We start from the raw sequence: 20,770 nt of genomic DNA on the forward strand, positions 1-20,770 counted from the left end.
ATATGAGCGGGTTGTTGTCCTCAGTCAGTGAACACCTTCTAGCCCCCGGCGGCGTGACCCTCGAAAGCCTGCAAGGCGTGCTGGGCGATCTGGCCGGCCCGGGCATCGATGCGGCCGACCTGTATTTCCAGGGGCAGATTTCCGAGTCCTGGTCGCTGGAAGACGGCATCGTCAAGGAGGGTAGTTTCAACCTCGACCAGGGCGTGGGCGTGCGCGCCCAGTCCGGGGAAAAGACCGGTTTTGCCTACAGCAACGCCATCACCCTCGAGGCCCTCGGCGCTGCGGCCCGTGCAGCCCGCTCGATCTCCCGCGCCGGGCAGAACGGCACTGTCCAGGCGTTCAGCAGCCAGGACGTGGCACAGTTGTATGCGCCGGATAACCCGCTGGAAGTCATGAGCCGCGCCGAAAAAGTCGAGCTGCTCAAGCGCATCGACGTTGCCACCCGTGCCCTCGACCCGCGCATCCAGCAAGTGTCGGTCAGCATGGCCGGGGTCTGGGAACGGATCCTGGTGGCTTCCACCGACGGCGGCCTGGCGGCGGACGTGCGGCCGCTGGTGCGGTTCAACGTCAGCGTGATCGTCGAGCAGAACGGTCGCCGCGAGCGCGGTGGCCATGGCGGCGGTGGGCGCACCGACTACCGTTATTTCCTCAGCGAAGACCGCGCCATGGGCTACGCCCGCGAAGCGCTGCGTCAGGCGCTGGTCAACCTGGAGGCCATTGCGGCCCCGGCAGGTACGTTGCCGGTGGTACTGGGGTCCGGTTGGTCCGGCGTGCTGCTGCACGAAGCAGTCGGCCACGGCCTGGAAGGCGATTTCAACCGCAAGGGCAGCTCGGCCTACAGCGGGCGCATGGGGGAAATGGTCGCCTCGAAACTCTGCACCATTGTCGATGACGGCACCCTGGCCGGGCGTCGCGGCTCCCTGAGCGTCGACGATGAAGGCACCCCGACCGAATGCACCACGCTGATCGAGAACGGCGTGCTCAAGGGCTACATGCAGGACAAACTCAACGCCAGGCTGATGGGCGTGGCCCGTACCGGCAACGGTCGCCGTGAGTCCTACGCGCACTTGCCGATGCCGCGCATGACCAACACCTACATGCTGGGCGGCCAAAGCGACCCGGCGGAAATCATCGCCTCGGTGAAAAAAGGTATTTATTGCGCCAACCTCGGCGGTGGCCAGGTGGACATCACCAGCGGCAAGTTCGTGTTCTCCACCAGCGAGGCCTACCTGATCGAGGACGGCAAGATCACCGCACCGGTCAAGGGCGCGACCCTGATCGGCAACGGGCCGGAGGCGATGAGCAAGGTGTCGATGGTCGGTAACGACCTGGCGCTGGACAGCGGCGTGGGTACGTGCGGCAAGGACGGGCAATCGGTGCCGGTAGGCGTCGGCCAGCCGACCCTGAAGATCGATGCGATTACCGTGGGTGGCACGGGCGGATAAGCATGTACACGAACTCCCAGGAGCCATGTAGAAACCATGTTGAAGCTACGTAGAAGCTACGTAGAAGCTATGTAGGAGCCGTGTAGGAGCTGTGTAGGAGCTGTCGAGTGCAACGAGGCTGCGATCTTTCCCCAGACACTTAAGTCTCAAGCGAAAGATCAAAAGATCAAAAGATCAAAAGATCAAAAGATCAAAAGATCAAAAGATCGCAGCCTACGGCAGCTCCTACAGAACGGATGAAACTCAGCGCAGGCCGCGTTGGGTTTCGTCCAGCTCACGGATGTACTTGAAGATTTTACGGCTCGAGGCTGGTGGCTTGTTCTGCGCCAGTTCGTGCTGGGCCTGACGGATCAGGGAGCGCAATTGCTGACGATCAGCCTCCGGGTAGTCGATGACGAATTTTTCCAGCACGCCGTCGTCGCCTGCGATCAAGCGATCGCGCCAGCGCTCCAGATTGTGGAAACGTTCGTTGTACTGTCGGGTGGAGGCATCGAGTTGATCGAGCAGGACCAGGATGGCGTCAGTGTCCTGATCGCGCATCAGTTTGCCGATGAATTGCAGGTGCCGTTTACGCGCGATATTCGCGGTGTGCTTGGGCGCATCGGCCAGGGCCCGGCGCAAGGCGTCGGTCAACGGCAGTTTGGCCAGCAAGTCAGGCTTGAGTGTTGTCAGGCGCTCGCCGAGGTCAACCAGAGCATGCAGCTCGCGTTTGACCTGGGATTTGCTTTTTTCACCCTCGTAGAGGGAGTCGTCGTAAGAATCAACCATGGTGGCAGTCCGCAAAGAAACGCCGCCATGATAACCAGTCGGGGGCCGCTTGTCCGGCCCGGTCGCTCGATGGCCATCACCGAAAAGAGAATTTGAGTGGAGAACACCATGAGTGCAGTTCAAAGCGTCGGCCCGCAAGCATTGCCGGCACTGCAGGAACAAGTCGAGCAGATCCTTGCCGAGGCCAAGCGCCAGGGCGCCAGTGCCTGTGAGGTGGCGGTGTCCCTGGAACAGGGCCTGTCGACGTCGGTGCGCCAGCGTGAGGTGGAAACCGTCGAATTCAATCGCGACCAGGGGTTCGGTATCACGTTGTACATGGGCCAGCGCAAGGGCTCGGCCAGCACCTCGGCGAGCGGCCCGGAGGCGATTCGCGAAACCGTCGCCGCGGCACTGGCGATTGCCAAGCACACTTCAGAAGACGAAGCCTCGGGCCTGGCCGATGCCGCGCTGATGTGCAAGGAGCTGCGCGACTTCGACCTGTTCCACGCCTGGGACATCACCCCCGAGCAGGCCATCGAACAGGCACTGCGTTGCGAAGCTGCGGCATTCGAGGCCGACAGCCGGATCAAGAACGCCGACGGCACGACGCTCAATACCCACCAGGGCTGCCGGGTCTATGGCAACAGCCACGGTTTCATCGGCGGTTATGCATCGACCCGCCACAGCCTCAGTTGCGTGATGATCGCCGAAGCCGACGGCCAGATGCAGCGCGATTACTGGTACGACGTGAGCCGTCAGGGCGCCTTGCTCGCGGATCCTGTGAGCATTGGCCAGAAAGCCGCGCAACGGGCGGCCAGCCGCCTGGGCGCGCGCCCGGTGCCGACCTGTGAGGTGCCGGTGTTGTTTTCGGCCGAGCTGGCTGGTGGCTTGTTCGGCAGCTTCCTGTCGGCGGTGTCCGGCGGCAACCTGTACCGCAAGTCGTCGTTCCTCGAGGGAGCGCTGGGCCAGAAGTTGTTCCCGCAATGGATGACCATCGACGAGCGTCCACACCTGATGCAGGCCATGGGCAGCTCGGCGTTCGACGGCGATGGCCTGGCCACTTACGCCAAGCCGTTCGTGGAAAACGGCGAGCTGGTGTCCTACATCCTCGGTACCTATTCGGGCCGCAAGCTCGGCATGCCGAGCACCGCCAATGCCGGCGGCGTGCATAACCTGTTCGTGACCCATGGCGAAGAAGACCAGGCCGCCTTGCTGCGGCGCATGGGCCGGGGGCTGCTGGTGACCGAACTGATGGGCCACGGCCTGAACATGGTCACCGGGGACTATTCCCGTGGCGCGGCGGGTTTCTGGGTCGAGAACGGCGAGATCCAGTTCCCGGTCCAGGAAGTGACCATCGCCGGGAACATGCGCGACATGTTCAAGCAGATCGTAGCGGTGGGCAACGACCTGGAGCTGCGCAGCAACATCCGCACCGGTTCGGTGTTGATCGAGCGTATGACGGTGGCGGGTAGCTAACGCTCAGCGCGTAAAAAAGCGCGTCATCCACTGGATGACGCGCCTTTTTTGTGCCCAATGAATCCGCCTTGGGACCTGGGCAGTTACTCGCCTTCGTCGAAATATCGGTTGATCAGGTCCACCAGCGCGTCCATCGCTTCCTGTGCCTGTTCACCTTCGGTGAGCAGGTGGATCTTGGTGCCCTTGCCGGCGGCGAGCATCATCATCGCCATGATGCTTTTACCGTCGACCGCAGTCTCGGGCGTGCGGCCAACCCTGATGGTGGTGTCCTTGAACTGGCCCGCGACTCCGACGAACTTGGCCGACGCTCGGGCATGCAAACCCAGCTTGTTGATGATTTCAATTTCCTGAGCAGGCATCGCGATGTGAATCCTTTAGCTGAGGTCGCGGTGGCGAACCTGGACGTTCTTCAGGGATTGTTGCAGGAGTTGACCCAGGCGTTCGGTCAGGTAGACGGAGCGGTGATGTCCACCGGTACAACCGATGGCGATCGTGACATAGGCGCGGTTGCTCGCGGCAAAGCGGGGCAGCCATTTGAGCAGGTAGCTGGAGATGTCCTGGTACATTTCCTCGACATCCGGCTGGGCGGCCAGGTAATCGATCACCGGTTGGTCGAGCCCGGATTGCTCGCGCAATTCCGGTTTCCAATAAGGATTGGGCAGGCAGCGCACATCGAACACCAGGTCGGCGTCTACGGGCATGCCACGCTTGAAACCGAACGACTCCACCAGGAACGCCGTGCCCGGCTCAGGCTGGTTGAGCAGGCGCAGCTTGATCGTGTCGCGCAACTGATACAGGTTCAGGTGCGTGGTGTTGACCTTCAGGTCCGCCAAGTCGGCGATCGGCCCCAATAGTTGGCTTTCATCCTCGATGGCTTCGGCCAGGGAGCGGTTGGCATTGCTCAGCGGGTGGCGCCGGCGGGTTTCGGAAAAACGCTTGAGCAGTGTCTCTTCATCGGCATCCAGGTACAGCACGTCGCACTGGATATGCCGGCTGCGCACTTCCTCGAGCAGTTCAGGAAAACGCGACAGGTGGCTTGGCAGGTTACGCGCATCGATGGAGACCGCCACCAGTGGCTGCGCCAGCTCGGTGTGGATCAGGGCGCGCTCGGCCAGTTCCGGCAGCAGGCCGGCGGGCAAATTGTCGATGCAATAGTAGCCGCTGTCCTCAAGCACGGCGAGGGCCGTGCTTTTACCGGAGCCGGAGCGGCCACTGACAATGATCATGCGCATTTTTAATGACCGTTCTGCTCGTCCAGGACAACCTGGTACAACGCTTCGTTGCTTGGTGCGCTGCGCAGTTTTTCGCGCACTTCCTTGCGGTCCAGCATGCTGGCAATCTGGCGCAGCAGCTCGAGGTGCGCATCGGTCGCCGCTTCCGGTACCAGCAATACAAACAGCAGGTCGACCGGGGCGCCGTCGATGGCGTCGAAATCGATAGCCGTTTCAAGGTGCAACAGCGCGCTGATCGGCGCCTCACAGCCCTTGAGACGGCAATGGGGAATGGCGATGCCGTTGCCAAAACCGGTGGAACCGAGTTTTTCACGGGCAACCAGGGCCTCGAAGACGTCCTGCATGACCAGATCAGGCACCTCGCGGTGGATCAGGTTGGCAATGTGTTCGAGGGCTTTCTTTTTACTGCCGCCCGGCGCGTTCACTTGGGAGCGGCCGGGGGTCAGGATGGTTTCTAGTCGGATCATGGATTGGGGGGGTTAACGACCGGTCGCGCCCTGGAGGAGGCTCTGGGTCTTTTCCTTATGCTTTTTGAGTTGGCGATCCAGCTTGTCGGTCAGCAGGTCAATCGCGGCATACATGTCTGTGTGCTCTGCGTTGGCAACCACTTCTCCGCCGGGGATATGCAGCGTGGCTTCGATTTTCTGCAGCAGTTTCTCGACGGTCATCGTGACTTGCACGTTGGTGATCTTGTCGAAATGCCTCTCCAATCGGTCGAGTTTTTCGCCGATGTAGGTGCGCAGGGGTTCGGTCACTTCCAGTTGGTGTCCACTGATGTTGACTTGCATACAGCTTCTCCTTCGTTGCCAGTGCATAAAGCGGCAGGCAGAAATGCCTGCCACTGGAACGCTGTGGCGTGGCCTGTTACATCAACCGCTTGCGTTCGCTCGAAGGCGCGATCCCGAGGGATTCGCGGTATTTGGCGACGGTACGGCGGGCCACCTGAATGCCTTGTGCCTCCAGTAAACCAGCGATCTTGCTGTCACTCAACGGCTTTTTCTGATTTTCCGCGGCCACCAGTTTTTTGATGATCGCGCGGATGGCCGTGGACGAGCATTCGCCGCCTTCGGAGGTGCTGACGTGGCTGGAGAAAAAATATTTCAATTCATAGATGCCCCGGGGGGTATGCATGAATTTCTGGGTGGTTACCCGGGAAATCGTCGACTCGTGCATGCCCACTGCCTCGGCAATGTCATGCAGGACCAACGGTTTCATCGCTTCATCGCCATACTCCAGGAAGCCGCGCTGATGCTCGACGATCTGGGTGGCCACTTTCATCAGGGTTTCGTTGCGGCTTTGCAGGCTCTTGATGAACCAGCGCGCCTCCTGCAACTGGTTGCGCATGAAAGTGTTGTCGGCGCTGGTGTCGGCGCGCTTCACAAAGCCGGCGTACTGGGCGTTGACCCGCAGCTTGGGCACCGATTCCTGGTTGAGCTCCACCAGCCAGCGGTCGTTGTGCTTGCGCACGATTACGTCTGGAACCACGTATTCGGGCTCGGTGGATTCGATCTGCGAGCCGGGGCGCGGGTTGAGGCTCTGCACCAGTTCGATCACCTGGCGCAGTTCATCTTCCTTGAGCTTCATGCGACGCATCAACTGGCTGTAGTCGCGACCGCCCAGCAAGTCGATGTAGTCGGTGACCAGCCGCTTGGCTTCGGCCAGCCACGGGGTCTTGGCGGACAACTGGCGCAGTTGCAGCAACAGGCACTCGCCCAGGTTGCGGGCGCCGATGCCAGCCGGTTCGAACTGCTGGATGCGATGGAGGACGGCTTCGATCTCGTCCAGCTCGATGTCGAGCTCGGGATCGAAGGCTTCGAGGATTTCTTCGAGGGTCTCGTCCAGGTAGCCCTGGTTGTTGATGCAATCGATCAGGGTCACGGCGATCAGGCGATCGGTGTCGGACATCGGCGCCAGGTTCAGCTGCCACAGCAGGTGGCTTTGCAGGCTTTCGCCGGCGGAGGTGCGGGTGGTGAAGTCCCACTCGTCGTCATCGCTGCTCGGCAGGCTGCTGGCGCTGGTCTGATAGACGTCTTCCCAGGCCGTGTCCACGGGCAGTTCGTTGGGGATGCGTTCGTTCCATTCGCCATCCTCGAGGTTGTCCACCGTCGGGGCGGCTTCCTGGTAGGTCGGTTCCGGGATTTCGGTGTTGGTCTTCTGCTCGACGTTGTCGGCCAGTGGGTCGGTGTTGTCGAAGTCGTCGCCTTCTTCCTGGCGTTCGAGCATCGGATTGGACTCCAGGGCCTCCTGGATCTCCTGTTGCAGGTCCAGGGTCGACAATTGGAGCAGGCGGATGGCCTGTTGCAGCTGCGGTGTCATCGTCAGCTGCTGGCCCATTCTCAAGACTAGCGATGGTTTCATGGCAGGGGCTTAACACCTTATTCGCCGGCGCACATGCGCCATCCACTACAGGGCGCCGAAGCGCCAAACTTAAGCAAATTATATGCCTGAAACTGAAGTGTTTGCCTAGGGCGTCGCCATAATAAAATGAAACGACGCTCTAACGATTCGCCAGACACTTTGGCTTACAGGCGGAACTCATGGCCCAGATACACTTCCTTGACCAGGTCATTGGCCAGGATCGCTGCGGAGTCGCCTTCGGCGATCAGCTGGCCGTCATTGACAATGTAGGCGGTTTCGCAGATATCCAGCGTCTCGCGCACGTTGTGGTCGGTGATCAGCACGCCGATCCCCTTGGCCTTGAGGTGATGGATGATCTGCTTGATGTCGCCCACCGAGATGGGGTCCACGCCGGCGAACGGTTCGTCGAGCAGGATGAACTTCGGTGCGGTGGCCAGGGCGCGGGCGATTTCCACGCGGCGCCGCTCGCCCCCGGACAGGCTCATGCCCAGGTTGTCGCGAATGTGGCTGATGTGGAATTCCTGCAGCAGGCTTTCCAATTCCTGGCGACGACCGGCCTTGTCGAGTTCCTTGCGGGTCTCGAGGATCGCCATGATGTTGTCGGCAACCGACAGTTTGCGGAAGATCGACGCTTCTTGCGGCAAATAGCCGATACCTGCCTTCGCCCGGCCGTGCATCGGCTGGTGGCTGACATCCAGGTCGTCGATCAGTACGCGACCCTGGTCGGCCTGGACCAGGCCGACGATCATGTAGAAGCAAGTGGTCTTGCCCGCGCCGTTGGGGCCGAGCAGGCCGACGATCTGGCCGCTGTCGATGGACAGGCTGACATCACGCACGACTTGACGGCTCTTGTAGCTCTTGGCCAGATGCTGAGCTTTCAGAGTTGCCATTACTGGGCCTTCTGCTCGTCGGTTTTCTTTTTCGGTTGGATCACCATGTCGATCCGCGGACGCGACTCGGTCACCTTGCTGCCGGTGGCGCGACCGGCGCTTGCCAGCTTCTTGACTGTGTCGTAGACGATTTTCTCGCCCTGGGTGATGTTGTTGTCCTTGTCGATGACCTTGGCGCGGTCGATCAGGACCACGCGATCCTTGGAGGCGTGGTACTGGATGGTGACCCCGTAGCCCTGCACAGGCTTGGTATCGCCGGCAGTTTGCAACTGCTCGAAATAGGCCAGGTTGCCCACCGAGGTCACCACGTCGATGTCGCCGGCCGGGGTGCGGGTGATGGTCACGGTATTGCCGGTGACCTTCATCGAGCCCTGGGTGATGATCACGTCACCTGTGTAGGTGGCGACACCTTTCTTGTCGTCGAGCTGGGCATCGTCGGCCTGGATGCGGATAGGTTGGTTGCGGTCGTCGGGAAGAGCCCAGGCGCTCGCGCTTCCCAGTGCTGCGCCCAGACTGAGCAAAATAGGGAGGGTTTTAGCGAGCTTCATACTGTCCTCTTACGTTCGATAGCAGGTGTATCCTGCTTTCCTTCAAATACGCTTTCATTCCCGTGCCGGTCGACACACCCCCGGCGCCGTCGATTCTAACGGGTTGCTCGGTCTGCGCATATTCTTGCTGTGGGAACACGGTCATGCGCGTGCTGGTGATGATGGTCGTACGGTTTTTCTCGTCGGTTCGGGCGATGCGCACCGAGTCGATCAGTTCCACTTCGGTGCCGCCGGAATTGACTTCGGCGTGCTCGCTCTGCACATGCCACGGAAACTCGGTGCCGCGGAACATGTTCAGGTCGGGCTTGGTGACCAGCGTAATGTCAGTGGCCTTTACGTGGTCGACCTTGTCGGACGTCATCTCATATTGCACTTTGCCGTCGGGCAGGTACTGCAGGGTATGCGTGTTGGTCGCGTACCAGTCGATCTTTTCCTCGATCTGGGTCGCGGGTCGGTCGAGAAACCGTTCGGGGCTGATGTTCCAGTAGCCCACCGCAGCGAAAATCGCCGCGATACAGCCGAACACCACGATGGTGCGAATCTTCTTGCTCAGCATAAATGGCTCACAGGTACGCGGCGTTGGCCGCTTCGAGGCGGCCCTGGGCGCGCAGGATCAGTTCACAGAATTCGCGGGCCGCACCTTCGCCGCCTCGCGCCGTGGTGACGCCGTGGGCATGCTCGCGCACGAAGCTGGCCGCGTTGGCGACTGCCATGCCCAGGCCTACCCGGCGAATCACCGGCAGGTCTGGCAGGTCGTCACCGAGGTAGGCCACCTGTTCATAGCTTAGGTTGAGTTGGCCCAGAAGCTCGTCCAGCACCACCAGTTTGTCTTCGCGCCCCTGGTAAAGGTGCGGGATGCCGAGGTTCTTCGCGCGTCGCTCGACCACCGGGGTCTTGCGACCGCTGATGATGGCGGTCTGCACGCCGGCGGCCATCAGCATCTTGATGCCTTGGCCGTCGAGGGTGTTGAACGTCTTGAACTCGCTGCCGTCTTCAAGGAAGTACAGGCGACCGTCGGTCAGCACGCCGTCGACATCGAACACCGCCAGCTTGATGGCCTGGCCGCGTTGCAACAGTTCTGTGTTCATTTACATGACTCCCGCACGCAGCAAATCGTGCATATTCAGGGCGCCCACCGGACGGTCCTCGTCGTCGACGACCACCAGGGCGCTGATCTTGTGGTCTTCCATGATTTTCAGGGCCTCGGCGGCGAGCATCTCGGCGCGGGCGGTCTTGCCGTGGGGCGTCATGACTTGCTCGATGGTGGCACTGTGGATGTCGATGGTGCGGTCCAGGGTGCGGCGCAGGTCGCCGTCGGTGAAGATCCCGGCGAGCTTGCCGTCGGCTTCCAGGACCACCGTCATGCCCAGCCCCTTGCGGGTCATCTCCATGAGCGCGTCCTTGAGCAGCGTGCCGCGCAACACTTGCGGCAACTCTTGGCCGGCGTGCATCACGTTTTCGACTTTCAGCAGCAGGCGACGGCCGAGGGCGCCACCGGGATGGGAAAAGGCGAAGTCTTCCGCGGTGAAGCCCCGGGCTTCCAGCAGCGCCACGGCCAGGGCGTCGCCCATGACCAGGGCAGCGGTAGTGGAAGAGGTCGGTGCCAGGTTCAGCGGGCAGGCTTCGTGTTCGACATGAACATTGAGGTTCACTTCGGCGGCCTTGGCCAGCGGCGAGTCCGGGTTGCCGGTCATGCTGATCAACTGGATGCCCAGGCGCTTGATCAGCGGCAGCAGCGTGATGATCTCATTGGTGGAGCCGGAGTTGGACAGGGCCAGGATGACATCGTCCCGGGTGATCATGCCCATGTCTCCGTGGCTGGCTTCGGCCGGATGGACAAAAAAGGCCGTGGTGCCGGTGCTGGCGAGGGTGGCGGCGATCTTGTTGCCGATGTGCCCGGACTTGCCCATGCCGACCACGACCACGCGGCCTTTGCTGGCCAGAATCATCTCGCAGGCGCGTACGAAATCAGCGTCGATATGGGGCACCAAGCCTTGTACGGCTTCGAGCTCGAGGCGGATGGTACGTTGTGCCGATTGAATCAGGTCGCTGGATTGGCTCATGTCAGAAATCGTATAGCCCGATGAAAAGGCGGCGATTATAGCGGCAATGAACAATTCCCTCACGTAAGTTCGTCATGCTTTGTTCGAGGGGCTGCAAGGTTCGACATAAAATGTGGCTTTTTACCTTAAGCCACACTTAACAGGCGGGGCGTTGGCCTTGGGCGCTTGGCTGTTGCAGTGATATAGTTCGCCGCCGGTTCGCGTGCCCGGCGGTACCGGCGCTTGTCGACCGCCCAGGGCATTCGAATGTGAGGCTGCATCGCAAGGAGTTTAGATGAGTGCCGACAACGCCTACGCGGTCGAGCTGAAGGGACTGTCCTTCAAGCGAGGGACGCGCAGCATTTTCAATGACATCGATATTCGCATTCCACGCGGCAAGGTCACTGGCATCATGGGGCCTTCCGGGTGTGGCAAGACCACGCTGCTGCGGCTGATTGGGGCACAATTGCGCCCCAGCGCCGGCGAAGTCTGGGTCAATGGTCAGAATCTTCCCGAGTTGTCTCGCAGCGACCTGTTCGATGCGCGCAAGCACATGGGCGTGCTGTTCCAGAGTGGCGCGCTGTTTACCGATCTCGACGTGTTCGAGAACGTGGCGTTCCCGTTGCGGGTCCATACCGAGCTGCCGGAAGAGATGATCCGCGACATCGTCCTGCTCAAGTTGCAGGCCGTCGGGCTGCGAGGCGCCCTGGACCTGATGCCCGACGAGCTGTCCGGCGGCATGAAACGCCGGGTCGCGTTGGCGCGGGCGATTGCCCTCGATCCGAAGATCCTCATGTACGACGAACCCTTCGTCGGGCAGGACCCGATCGCCATGGGTGTACTCGTGCGCCTGATCCGCCTGCTCAACGATGCGCTGGGCATCACCAGCATCGTGGTCTCCCACGACCTGGCCGAAACCGCCAGCATTGCCGACTACATCTATGTAGTCGGTGATACCCAGGTGCTGGGGCAGGGTACGCCCCAGGAACTGATGGATTCGGACAATCCGCGCATTCGCCAATTCATGAAGGGTGATCCGGACGGGCCGGTGGAGTTCCATTTTCCGGCCACGGATTACCGTACCGATCTGCTGGGGAAGCGCTGATGCGCAAGAAATCACTATTGGAAAGAATTCGCCTGTTTGGCCGCTCCGGTATCGATGTGGTGGCAGTGCTGGGCCGTTCCTCGCTGTTTCTGATGCATGCCCTGCTTGGGCGCAACTCGACGGGTGGTGGTTTTAGCCTGCTGGTCAAGCAGTTGCACTCGGTGGGCGTGATGTCCCTTGTGATCATCGTGGTCTCCGGGATCTTCATCGGCATGGTCCTGGCGCTGCAAGGGTTCAACATCTTGTCCAGCTACGGTTCGGAGCAGGCGGTCGGGCAGATGGTTGCGCTGACGCTGTTGCGTGAGCTCGGCCCCGTGGTCACGGCGCTGCTGTTTGCCGGGCGTGCCGGTTCGGCGCTGACGGCCGAAATCGGCAACATGAAGTCCACCGAACAATTGTCCAGCCTGGAAATGATCGGCGTCGACCCACTCAAATACATCATTGCCCCGCGCCTGTGGGCCGGTTTCATTTCCCTGCCGGTGCTGGCGATCATTTTCAGCGTCGTGGGGATCTGGGGCGGCTCGTGGGTGGCAGTAGACTGGCTGGGGGTCTATGAGGGTTCCTACTGGTCAAACATGCAGAACAGCGTCGATTTTCTCGACGACGTGCTCAACGGCGTTATCAAAAGTGCCGTATTCGCTTTCGTGGTGACCTGGATCGCTGTGTTCCAAGGCTATGACTGTGAGCCCACGTCAGAGGGGATCAGCCGTGCCACAACCAAGACCGTGGTGTACGCCTCGCTGGCGGTCCTGGGCCTTGACTTTATTCTGACCGCCTTGATGTTTGGAGATTTCTGATGCAAAACCGCACCCTGGAAATCGGTGTCGGCCTTTTCTTGCTGGCTGGCATCCTGGCTTTGCTGCTGCTGGCCCTGCGGGTCAGTGGACTGGCACCGACGGCTAGCACCGATACTTATAAACTTTATGCCAACTTTGACAATATCGCCGGTTTGACGGTCAGAGCCAAAGTGACCATGGCCGGTGTCACCATCGGCAAGGTCACGGCAATCGATCTGAATCGCGAGGATTTCACCGGTCGAGTGACGCTGCAGTTGGAAAAGCGCGTGGACAACCTGCCGACTGATTCCACTGCATCTATCCTCACCGCTGGGCTGCTGGGTGAGAAATACATTGGCATCAGCGTGGGCGGGGAAGACGCCGTGCTCAAGGATGGTGGCGTCATCCACGACACGCAATCGTCCCTGGTGCTCGAGGACCTGATCGGTAAATTCCTGCTCAATACCGTTAGCAAAGACGCCAAATGAGGAGCTTTTGAATGATCTCTATCTTGCGACGTGGCCTGTTGGTGTTGCTCGCGGCGCTGCCGTTGATGGCTAACGCCATGGCTGCGCCTTCGGCCCATGACATCATCCAGGACACGACGACCCGGTTGTTGGCGGACCTTGCCGCCAACAAAGAGAAATACAAGCAGGACCCAAGCGCGTTCTATGACGCACTGAACGGCATCGTCGGCCCCGTGGTCGACGCCGACGGCATCTCCAGGAGCATCATGACCGTCAAGTATTCGCGCAAGGCAACCCCGGCGCAGATGACTCGCTTCCAGGAGAACTTCAAGCGCAGCCTGATGCAGTTCTATGGCAACGCCTTGCTTGAGTACAACAACCAGGGCATTACCGTTTCGCCGGCCAAGGATGAAAACGGCAATCGCACCAGCGTTGACATGCAGGTCAAGGGCAACAACGGCGCGATCTACCCTGTTTCCTACACACTCGAGAAAATCAACGGCGAGTGGAAGGTGCGCAACGTGATCATCAATGGCATCAACATCGGCAAGCTGTTCCGTGATCAGTTCTCCGACGCGATGCAGCGCAATGGCAACGACCTGGACAAGACCATCAACGGTTGGGCCGGTGAGGTCGCCAAGGCCAAGGACGTGGCCGAAGAAGCCAAAGAGAAGCAGGCACAATGATCGAGTCGGTGAGTGAATCGGCCGTTCGTCTGGATGAGGCTGGCGTGCTGATGCTCAGTGGCGTGCTGGATTACCGCACCGGCCCGGCTCTGCGCAAGCAGGGCCAGGCGCTGATCGAGTCCGTCAGCGCCGCCGAAGTGGTCATTGACTGCTCGGCGGTGCAGAAGTCCAGCAGCGTCGGCCTGTCGCTGCTGCTGTGCTTCATGCGGGACGCCAAGGCTGCCGGCAAAACGTGGAGCATCCGTGGGATGCCCGAAGACATGCGCGAAATAGCCCAGGTCAGCGAATTGACCGAGTTGTTGGCGCACCCCTGATCCACATCGTTGGAAAAGTCCCCCCGTCAGAGTCCTGTTTCGCGGGGTTCGCAGGCGCGGGGCTTTTTTGTATGATGTGCGACCCGCGCGCACAGGGCGCCGATTGAGGTTGAGCATGCAGGCTGTAGAAGTGAAGAGCTTCCTAGAAGGAAAGCTGCCTGGTACGCAGGTGGAAGTTGAAGGCGAAGGCTGCAACTTCCAGTTGAACGTGATCAGCGATGAACTGGTGGCGTTGAGCCCAGTGAAGCGTCAGCAGAGCATCTATGCCCATTTGAACCCATGGATCGCCGATGGCAGCATCCACGCGGTCACGATGAAATTTTTCAGCAGCGCGGCCTGGGCCGAGCGCACCTGAGCCCAAGGGCCTCGAGATTCTTATGGATAAACTGATTATTACCGGCGGCGTTCGTCTTGATGGCGAAATCCGTATTTCCGGGGCAAAGAACTCCGCCCTGCCGATCCTGGCCGCGACCCTGCTGTGCGATGGCCCGGTGACCGTGGCCAACCTGCCGCACCTGCACGACATCACCACGATGATCGAGCTGTTCGGCCGCATGGGCATCGAGCCGGTGATCGACGAGAAGCTCAGCGTCGAGATCGACCCGCGCACCATCAAGACCCTGGTCGCCCCGTACGAACTGGTGAAGACCATGCGTGCGTCGATCCTGGTATTGGGCCCGATGGTCGCCCGTTTCGGTGAAGCCGAAGTCGCCTTGCCTGGCGGTTGCGCCATCGGCTCGCGTCCGGTGGACCTGCACATTCGCGGCCTGGAAGCCATGGGCGCGGTGATCGACGTCGAAGGCGGCTACATCAAGGCCAAGGCGCCGGAAGGCGGCTTGCGCGGCGCACACTTCTTCTTCGATACCGTCAGCGTGACCGGTACCGAGAACATCATGATGGCCGCCGCACTGGCCAAGGGCCGCAGCGTGCTGCAAAACGCCGCGCGCGAGCCTGAAGTGGTCGACCTGGCGAACTTCCTGATCGCCATGGGCGCCAAGATCAGCGGCGCCGGCACCGACACCATCACCATCGATGGCGTCGAGCGTCTGCATTCGGCCACCTACAAAGTGATGCCGGACCGGATCGAAACCGGCACCTACCTGGTGGCCGCTGCTGTCACCGGTGGCCGCGTCAAGGTCAAGGACACCGACCCGACCATCCTTGAAGCCGTCCTGGAGAAACTCAAGGAAGCCGGTGCCGAAGTCACCTGCGGCGAAGACTGGATCGAAGTGAACATGCACGGCAAGCGGCCAAAAGCCGTCAACGTGCGGACTGCTCCGTACCCGGCATTCCCGACCGACATGCAGGCGCAGTTCATCTCCCTCAACGCCATTGCCGAAGGCACTGGCGCGGTGATCGAGACAATCTTCGAAAACCGTTTCATGCACGTGTACGAATTGCACCGCATGGGCGCCAAGATCCAGGTCGAAGGCAACACCGCCATTGTGACCGGTACCGAGAAGCTCAAGGGCGCGCCAGTGATGGCCACCGACCTGCGGGCCTCGGCCAGCCTGGTGATCTCGGCCCTGGTTGCCGAAGGCGACACCCTGATCGATCGCATCTACCACATCGACCGTGGCTATGAGTGCATCGAAGAAAAACTGCAGATGCTCGGCGCCAAGATCCGCCGCGTACCGGGCTAATTGGAAAGTGACTGCGCGGCGATCAGGCAAGGCGAAAACAGGCGAGGAAGCGGAGTTGACTGGTTGTCAATGAGCATTCCGAGCCTGTTTTCAACGCAGTATGATCGTCGCGCAGGCACTTTCCGTGGGCACAAGGACGTGCCCGTTGATTTCGTTTCAGGTCGAGGGTGTTTGCACCCTCGATGTGTGTCCGGCGCCGCTTGCGACCGGGCATGAGTACCTTGATAAGGACTGACGTTTCCCATGTTGACCATCGCACTGTCCAAGGGCCGCATCCTTGACGACACCCTGCCGCTTCTGGCTGAAGCGGGCATCGTGCCGACCGAGAATCCGGACAAGAGCCGCAAGCTGATCATCCCCACGACCCAGGCCGATGTGCGCTTGCTGATCGTGCGTGCCACCGATGTGCCGACCTACGTGGAACATGGCGCCGCCGACCTGGGCGTTGCCGGCAAGGACGTGCTGATGGAATACGGTGGCCAGGGCCTGTACGAACCCCTGGATCTGCAGATCGCCCGCTGCAAGCTGATGACCGCCGGTAAAGTCGGCGCGCCGCAGCCCAAGGGGCGTTTGCGCGTGGCGACCAAGTTCGTCAACATTGCCAAGCGTTATTACGCCGAGCAGGGCCGTCAGGTCGATATCATCAAGTTGTACGGTTCGATGGAGCTGGCGCCACTGATCGGCCTGGCGGACAAGATCATCGACGTGGTCGACACCGGCAACACCCTGCGGGCCAACGGTCTGGAACCCCAGGACTTCATCGCTGACATCACCTCCCGGCTGATCGTCAACAAGGCTTCGATGAAAATGCAGCACGCCCGTATCCAGGCTCTGATCGATACCCTGCGCAAGGCAGTGGAATCGCGACACCGCGGCTGATTCACCTGCGCGACCTTGAGTCGCGCCCGTCTATCCGTGTCATAGCCAATTTTCTCAGGTGCCCACGCGAATGGACTGGTAGCTTAGGGCGCCTGAGCATTTGCCATTAATGAGGCCCTCGCTATGACCGCTCCCACTTCGATTCGCCGACTCAACGCTGCCGACCCGGATTTCGCACATCATCTGGATCATCTGCTGAGCTGGGAAAGCGTGTCTGACGACTCGGTCAATCAGCGGGTGCTGGACATCATCAAGGCCGTGCGCGAGCGTGGCGATGCCGCCCTGGTGGAGTTCACCCAGAAATTCGACGGCCTGCAAGTGGCGTCCATGGCCGACCTGATCCTGCCGCGCGAGCGCCTGGAACTGGCCCTGACCCGGATCACCGTGCCCCAGCGCGAAGCCCTGGAGAAAGCCGCATCCCGGGTGCGCGACTATCACGAAAGGCAGAAACAGGACTCCTGGAGCTACACCGAAGCCGACGGCACCGTGCTGGGCCAGAAGGTCACGCCGCTGGACCGTGCCGGCCTGTACGTGCCGGGCGGCAAAGCGTCCTATCCGTCCTCGGTGCTGATGAACGCGATTCCGGCCAAGGTCGCCGGCGTGACCGAAGTGGTCATGGTCGTCCCGACTCCGCGCGGTGAAATCAACGAACTGGTGTTGGCCGCCGCCTGCATCGCTGGCGTGGACCGGGTGTTCACCATCGGCGGTGCCCAGGCCGTGGCTGCGTTGGCCTATGGCACCGAAAGCGTGCCGCGGGTCGACAAGGTGGTCGGGCCGGGCAATATCTATGTCGCCACCGCCAAGCGCCACGTGTTTGGCCAGGTCGGCATCGACATGATCGCCGGCCCGTCGGAAATTCTCGTGGTGTGCGACGGCCAGACCGACCCGGACTGGATCGCCATGGACCTGTTTTCCCAGGCCGAGCACGACGAAGACGCCCAGGCGATCCTGGTCAGCCCGGACGCCGAGTTCCTCGACAAGGTCGCCGCCAGCATCGACAAGCTGCTGCCGACCATGGACCGCGCCGAGATCATCAACACCTCGATCAATGGTCGTGGGGCGCTGATCAAGGTCGATGACATGGCCCAGGCCATCGAAGTCGCCAACCGCATCGCACCGGAACACCTGGAGTTGTCGGTCGCCGATCCGCAGGCCTGGTTGCCGCAGATCCGTCACGCCGGTGCGATTTTCATGGGGCGCCACACCAGCGAGGCCCTGGGTGACTATTGCGCAGGCCCCAACCACGTGCTGCCGACTTCCGGCACCGCGCGCTTCTCGTCGCCGCTGGGGGTGTATGACTTCCAGAAACGGTCGTCGATCATCTTCTGCTCCAAGCAGGGTGCCTCCGAACTGGGCAAGACCGCTTCGGTGCTGGCTCGCGGCGAATCGCTGAGCGCCCACGCGCGCAGTGCCGAGTACCGCATTCTTGATGAGCCATCCATTGACGAGCCATCCGTTGAACGGCAGGGGAACTGAAATGAGTAAATTCTGGAGCCCGTTCGTCAAGAACCTGGTGCCCTACGTGCCGGGTGAACAGCCGAAGCTGACGCGCCTGGTCAAGCTCAACACCAACGAGAACCCCTACGGCCCATCGCCCAAGGCCCTGGCGGCGATGCAGACCGAGCTCAACGACAATCTGCGCCTGTATCCGGATCCCAACAGCGACCTGCTGAAAAACGCCGTGGCCCGCTATTACGGCGTGCAGAGCAACCAGGTGTTCCTGGGCAATGGCTCGGATGAAGTACTGGCGCATATTTTTCACGGCCTGTTGCAGCACGACCAGCCGCTGTTGTTCCCGGACATCAGCTACAGCTTCTATCCCGTGTACTGCGGGTTGTACGGCATCCAGTTCGATGCGGTGCCGCTGGATGAGCAGTTCCGGGTCGACCCGGCGGACTATGCCAAGCCGAACGGCGGGATCATTTTCCCCAACCCGAACGCGCCGACCGGCTGCCTGCTGGCGCTGGAAGCGGTCGAGCAGATCCTCAAGGCCAGCCCGGATTCGGTGGTGGTGGTCGACGAGGCCTATATCGACTTCGGCGGCGAGACGGCCATCAGCCTGGTGGATCGCTATCCGAACCTGCTGGTGACCCAGACCCTGTCCAAGTCCCGCTCGCTGGCGGGGCTGCGCGTGGGCCTGGCGGTGGGGCATCCGGACCTGATCGAAGCGCTGGAGCGGATCAAGAACAGCTTCAACTCCTACCCACTTGATCGCTTGGCGAATGTCGGCGGCGCAGCGGCGTTCGATGATCGCGAGCACTTCGATCGGACCTGCCGGTTGGTCATCGAGCACCGTGAATGGGTCGTGGCCCAACTGCAGGCCAAGGGCTTTGAAGTCTTGCCCTCGGCGGCCAACTTCATCTTCGCCCGCCACCCCCGGCACGATGCGGCAGGGTTGGCGGCGAAACTGCGGGAACAGGGTGTGATCGTGCGGCACTTCAAGCAGGAGCGGATTGCCCAGTTCCTGCGGATCAGCATCGGCACGCCGGAGCAGAACCAAGCGCTGATCGAAGCCCTCGGCGAACTCTAAACCCCTGCATTGAACCTGTGGGAGTCTGTGGGAGCAAAGCTTGCTCGCGAAGGCGGTGTATCAGTCACTTCAAGATTGGCTGACCCGACGCCATCGCGAGCAAGCTTTGCTCCCACAGTTTTTTTCGGGTGTTCGCAAGATCGGCATGCCACCGCCAATCCCCTGTGGGAGCGGGTTTGCCCGCGAAGGCGTGGTGTCAGTCACTTCAAGGTTGGCTGAACGGACGCCATCGCGAGCAAGCTCAGCTCCCACAGTTTTTTTTCGGGTTTTCGGGTGTTCGCAAGATCGGCATGCCACCGCCAATCCCCTGTGGGAGCGGGCTTGCCCGCGAAGGCGTGGTGTCAGTCACTTCAAGGTTGGCTGAACGGACGCCATCGCGAGCAAGCTCAGCTCCCACAGTTTTTTTTCGGGTTTTCGGGTGTTCGCAAGATCGGCATGCCACCGCCAATCCCCTGTGGGAGCGGGCTTGCTCGCGAAGGCGTGGTGTCAGTCACTTCAAGGTTGGCTGAACGGACGCCATCGCGAGCAAGCTCAGCTCCCACAGTTTTTTTTTCGGGTTTTCGGGTGTTCGCAAGATCGGCATGCCACCGCCAATCCCCTGTGGGAGCGGGCTTGCCCGCGAAGGCGTGGTGTCAGTCACTTCAAGGTTGGCTGAACGGACGCCATCGCGAGCAAGCTCAGCTCCCACAGTTTTTTTCGGGTGTTCGCAAGATCGGCATGCCACCGCCAATCCCCCCTGTGGGAGCAAAGCTTGCTCGCGATGGGGCCTTTGGATCAGACCCTGAACTGATTGATCAATCGCCGCTGCTGCTCCGCCAGTTTGGTCAATCCGGCGCTGGCCGCGCTGGATTCATCGGCGCCGCTGGCTACTTCGTTCGCCACTTGCCCGATGTTGATCACATTGCGGTTGATGTCATCGGCCACGGCACTTTGTTCCTCGGCGGCGCTGGCGATCTGGGTGTTCATGTCGTTGATCACCGACACGGCCTGGGTGATCGTTTCCAGGGCCTGGGCCGCTTTCGCCGCATGCTGCACGCTTTCGTCGGTGCGGTGCTGGCTGTCTTCCATCACCCGCACCACGTCCCGTGTGCCTTGTTGCAACTGTTGGATCATCGTCTGGATTTCTTCGGTCGCCTGCTGCGTCTTCTGCGCCAGGTTGCGCACTTCATCGGCGACCACCGCAAAACCACGGCCCTGCTCACCGGCCCGGGCGGCTTCGATGGCCGCGTTGAGGGCCAGCAGGTTGGTCTGCTCGGCGATCCCGCGGATGGCGGTGAGGATCGCGTTGATGTTCTCGCTGTCCTTGGCCAAGGTCTGTACCACGCTTACCGCCTTGCCGATTTCCACGGCGAGGGCACCAATGGAGGTGGAAGTGTCCCGCACGATCTGCATGCCCTGGCTGGCGGCCTGGTCTGCATGACTGGCGGCCTGGGCGGCTTGGGTCGCGTTACGGGCCACATCCTGCGCGGTGGCCGTCATTTCGTGCACGGCCGTGGCGACCTGATCGATCTCCGACATTTGCTTGTGCACGCCCTGGTTGGTGCGGATCGCGATATCAGCGGTGTGTTCCGATGAATCGCTGACGCTCTGCACCGAGGTCACCACCTGGGTGATCATGCCCTGCAATTTGCT

At 61.2% G+C, this 20,770-nt stretch carries 24 protein-coding genes; 12 read left to right on the plus strand and 12 right to left on the minus strand.

Annotated features, from left to right (window positions below; translation table 11 throughout):
• Nucleotides 1-2: 2 nt before the first annotated feature.
• Nucleotides 3-1,445, plus strand: a complete 1,443-nt coding sequence (tldD, locus tag GFU70_RS04490; RefSeq protein ID WP_058546619.1) for a metalloprotease TldD — start codon at nt 3-5, stop codon at nt 1,443-1,445.
• A gap of 243 nt (nt 1,446-1,688) precedes the next feature.
• On the opposite strand, the gene yjgA is transcribed toward tldD, so the two are convergent.
• Nucleotides 1,689-2,213: a ribosome biogenesis factor YjgA gene (gene yjgA / locus GFU70_RS04495; protein ID WP_003197830.1), complete on the minus strand. Its 525-nt coding sequence runs from the start codon at nt 2,211-2,213 to the stop codon at nt 1,689-1,691.
• A 108-nt stretch (nt 2,214-2,321) separates the two neighbouring features.
• Here yjgA and pmbA point away from each other — a divergent pair, with 108 nt between their 5' ends.
• A complete protein-coding gene (pmbA, locus tag GFU70_RS04500; protein ID WP_058546618.1) occupies nt 2,322-3,668 on the plus strand; it encodes a metalloprotease PmbA in 1,347 nt (448 codons plus the stop codon).
• An 83-nt stretch (nt 3,669-3,751) separates the two neighbouring features.
• Here the strand turns inward: pmbA and GFU70_RS04505 are convergent, their stop codons facing one another.
• The 10 genes from GFU70_RS04505 to GFU70_RS04550 all read right to left on the minus strand — a co-directional run bounded on the left by GFU70_RS04505 (nt 3,752) and on the right by GFU70_RS04550 (nt 10,759).
• Nucleotides 3,752-4,027: an HPr family phosphocarrier protein gene (locus GFU70_RS04505; RefSeq protein WP_058546617.1), complete on the minus strand. Its 276-nt coding sequence runs from the start codon at nt 4,025-4,027 to the stop codon at nt 3,752-3,754.
• Between the two features lie 15 nt (nt 4,028-4,042).
• Nucleotides 4,043-4,900 (minus strand): RNase adapter RapZ, encoded by an 858-nt coding sequence (gene rapZ / locus GFU70_RS04510; protein ID WP_058546616.1) that lies wholly within the window; start codon nt 4,898-4,900, stop codon nt 4,043-4,045.
• Nucleotides 4,901-4,902: 2 nt separating this feature from the next.
• On the minus strand, nt 4,903-5,367 hold the full coding sequence (gene ptsN / locus GFU70_RS04515; protein ID WP_058546615.1) for a PTS IIA-like nitrogen regulatory protein PtsN: 465 nt from the start codon (nt 5,365-5,367) through the stop codon (nt 4,903-4,905).
• A gap of 12 nt (nt 5,368-5,379) precedes the next feature.
• Nucleotides 5,380-5,688 carry a ribosome hibernation-promoting factor, HPF/YfiA family gene (gene hpf, locus GFU70_RS04520; RefSeq protein ID WP_058546614.1) on the minus strand — a complete coding sequence of 103 codons (309 nt, stop codon included), beginning with the start codon at nt 5,686-5,688 and terminating at the stop codon, nt 5,380-5,382.
• 76 nt (nt 5,689-5,764) lie between these two features.
• On the minus strand, nt 5,765-7,258 hold the full coding sequence (locus GFU70_RS04525) for an RNA polymerase factor sigma-54 (protein WP_058546613.1): 1,494 nt from the start codon (nt 7,256-7,258) through the stop codon (nt 5,765-5,767).
• 164 nt (nt 7,259-7,422) lie between these two features.
• Nucleotides 7,423-8,148: an LPS export ABC transporter ATP-binding protein gene (gene lptB, locus GFU70_RS04530; RefSeq protein WP_018614004.1), complete on the minus strand. Its 726-nt coding sequence runs from the start codon at nt 8,146-8,148 to the stop codon at nt 7,423-7,425.
• Nucleotides 8,148-8,696: a lipopolysaccharide transport periplasmic protein LptA gene (gene lptA, locus GFU70_RS04535; RefSeq protein ID WP_058546612.1), complete on the minus strand. Its 549-nt coding sequence runs from the start codon at nt 8,694-8,696 to the stop codon at nt 8,148-8,150. Before lptA ends, lptB begins: the two co-directional genes overlap by 1 nt.
• Complete coding sequence (lptC, locus tag GFU70_RS04540; protein WP_058546611.1) at nt 8,683-9,252, minus strand: LPS export ABC transporter periplasmic protein LptC; 570 nt, start codon at nt 9,250-9,252, stop codon at nt 8,683-8,685. The genes lptA and lptC overlap by 14 nt, the downstream gene beginning before the upstream one ends.
• Before the next feature lie 7 nt (nt 9,253-9,259).
• Nucleotides 9,260-9,784, minus strand: a complete 525-nt coding sequence (locus tag GFU70_RS04545; protein WP_058546610.1) for a KdsC family phosphatase — start codon at nt 9,782-9,784, stop codon at nt 9,260-9,262.
• Entirely contained in the window at nt 9,785-10,759 is a 975-nt protein-coding gene (locus GFU70_RS04550) for a KpsF/GutQ family sugar-phosphate isomerase (protein ID WP_153387659.1), read from the minus strand. It abuts the gene before it with no gap.
• 274 nt (nt 10,760-11,033) lie between these two features.
• On the opposite strand from GFU70_RS04550, the gene GFU70_RS04555 reads away from it, so the two are divergent.
• The 10 genes from GFU70_RS04555 to hisC all read left to right on the plus strand — a co-directional run bounded on the left by GFU70_RS04555 (nt 11,034) and on the right by hisC (nt 19,138).
• A complete protein-coding gene (locus GFU70_RS04555; protein WP_058546608.1) occupies nt 11,034-11,843 on the plus strand; it encodes an ATP-binding cassette domain-containing protein in 810 nt (269 codons plus the stop codon).
• Nucleotides 11,843-12,640, plus strand: a complete 798-nt coding sequence (gene mlaE / locus GFU70_RS04560) for a lipid asymmetry maintenance ABC transporter permease subunit MlaE (RefSeq protein WP_058546607.1) — start codon at nt 11,843-11,845, stop codon at nt 12,638-12,640. Before GFU70_RS04555 ends, mlaE begins: the two co-directional genes overlap by 1 nt.
• Complete coding sequence (gene mlaD / locus GFU70_RS04565; RefSeq protein WP_053118499.1) at nt 12,640-13,107, plus strand: outer membrane lipid asymmetry maintenance protein MlaD; 468 nt, start codon at nt 12,640-12,642, stop codon at nt 13,105-13,107. Before mlaE ends, mlaD begins: the two co-directional genes overlap by 1 nt.
• A gap of 11 nt (nt 13,108-13,118) precedes the next feature.
• The gene (locus GFU70_RS04570) at nt 13,119-13,772 is read left to right on the plus strand and encodes a phospholipid-binding protein MlaC (protein ID WP_058546606.1); all 654 of its coding nucleotides are present in this window, start codon (nt 13,119-13,121) and stop codon (nt 13,770-13,772) included.
• 8 nt (nt 13,773-13,780) lie between these two features.
• Nucleotides 13,781-14,086, plus strand: a complete 306-nt coding sequence (locus tag GFU70_RS04575; RefSeq protein ID WP_058546627.1) for a lipid asymmetry maintenance protein MlaB — start codon at nt 13,781-13,783, stop codon at nt 14,084-14,086.
• A gap of 115 nt (nt 14,087-14,201) precedes the next feature.
• Nucleotides 14,202-14,441, plus strand: coding sequence for a BolA family protein (locus GFU70_RS04580; protein ID WP_003439919.1), 240 nt, complete (start codon nt 14,202-14,204; stop codon nt 14,439-14,441).
• A 22-nt stretch (nt 14,442-14,463) separates the two neighbouring features.
• On the plus strand, nt 14,464-15,729 hold the full coding sequence (gene murA / locus GFU70_RS04585; RefSeq protein ID WP_003197868.1) for a UDP-N-acetylglucosamine 1-carboxyvinyltransferase: 1,266 nt from the start codon (nt 14,464-14,466) through the stop codon (nt 15,727-15,729).
• Between the two features lie 243 nt (nt 15,730-15,972).
• The gene (gene hisG / locus GFU70_RS04590; protein ID WP_058546605.1) at nt 15,973-16,608 is read left to right on the plus strand and encodes an ATP phosphoribosyltransferase; all 636 of its coding nucleotides are present in this window, start codon (nt 15,973-15,975) and stop codon (nt 16,606-16,608) included.
• A 123-nt stretch (nt 16,609-16,731) separates the two neighbouring features.
• A complete protein-coding gene (gene hisD, locus GFU70_RS04595; RefSeq protein ID WP_153387660.1) occupies nt 16,732-18,084 on the plus strand; it encodes a histidinol dehydrogenase in 1,353 nt (450 codons plus the stop codon).
• Between the two features lies 1 nt (nt 18,085).
• On the plus strand, nt 18,086-19,138 hold the full coding sequence (hisC, locus tag GFU70_RS04600) for a histidinol-phosphate transaminase (protein WP_153387661.1): 1,053 nt from the start codon (nt 18,086-18,088) through the stop codon (nt 19,136-19,138).
• Between the two features lie 774 nt (nt 19,139-19,912).
• On the opposite strand, the gene GFU70_RS29010 is transcribed toward hisC, so the two are convergent.
• Nucleotides 19,913-20,755 carry a methyl-accepting chemotaxis protein gene (locus tag GFU70_RS29010; RefSeq protein ID WP_413468850.1) on the minus strand — a complete coding sequence of 281 codons (843 nt, stop codon included), beginning with the start codon at nt 20,753-20,755 and terminating at the stop codon, nt 19,913-19,915.
• Nucleotides 20,756-20,770 lie beyond the last annotated feature (15 nt).

This window comes from Pseudomonas brassicacearum (assembly GCF_009601685.2).
Taxonomy (GTDB): domain Bacteria; phylum Pseudomonadota; class Gammaproteobacteria; order Pseudomonadales; family Pseudomonadaceae; genus Aquipseudomonas; species Aquipseudomonas kilonensis_B.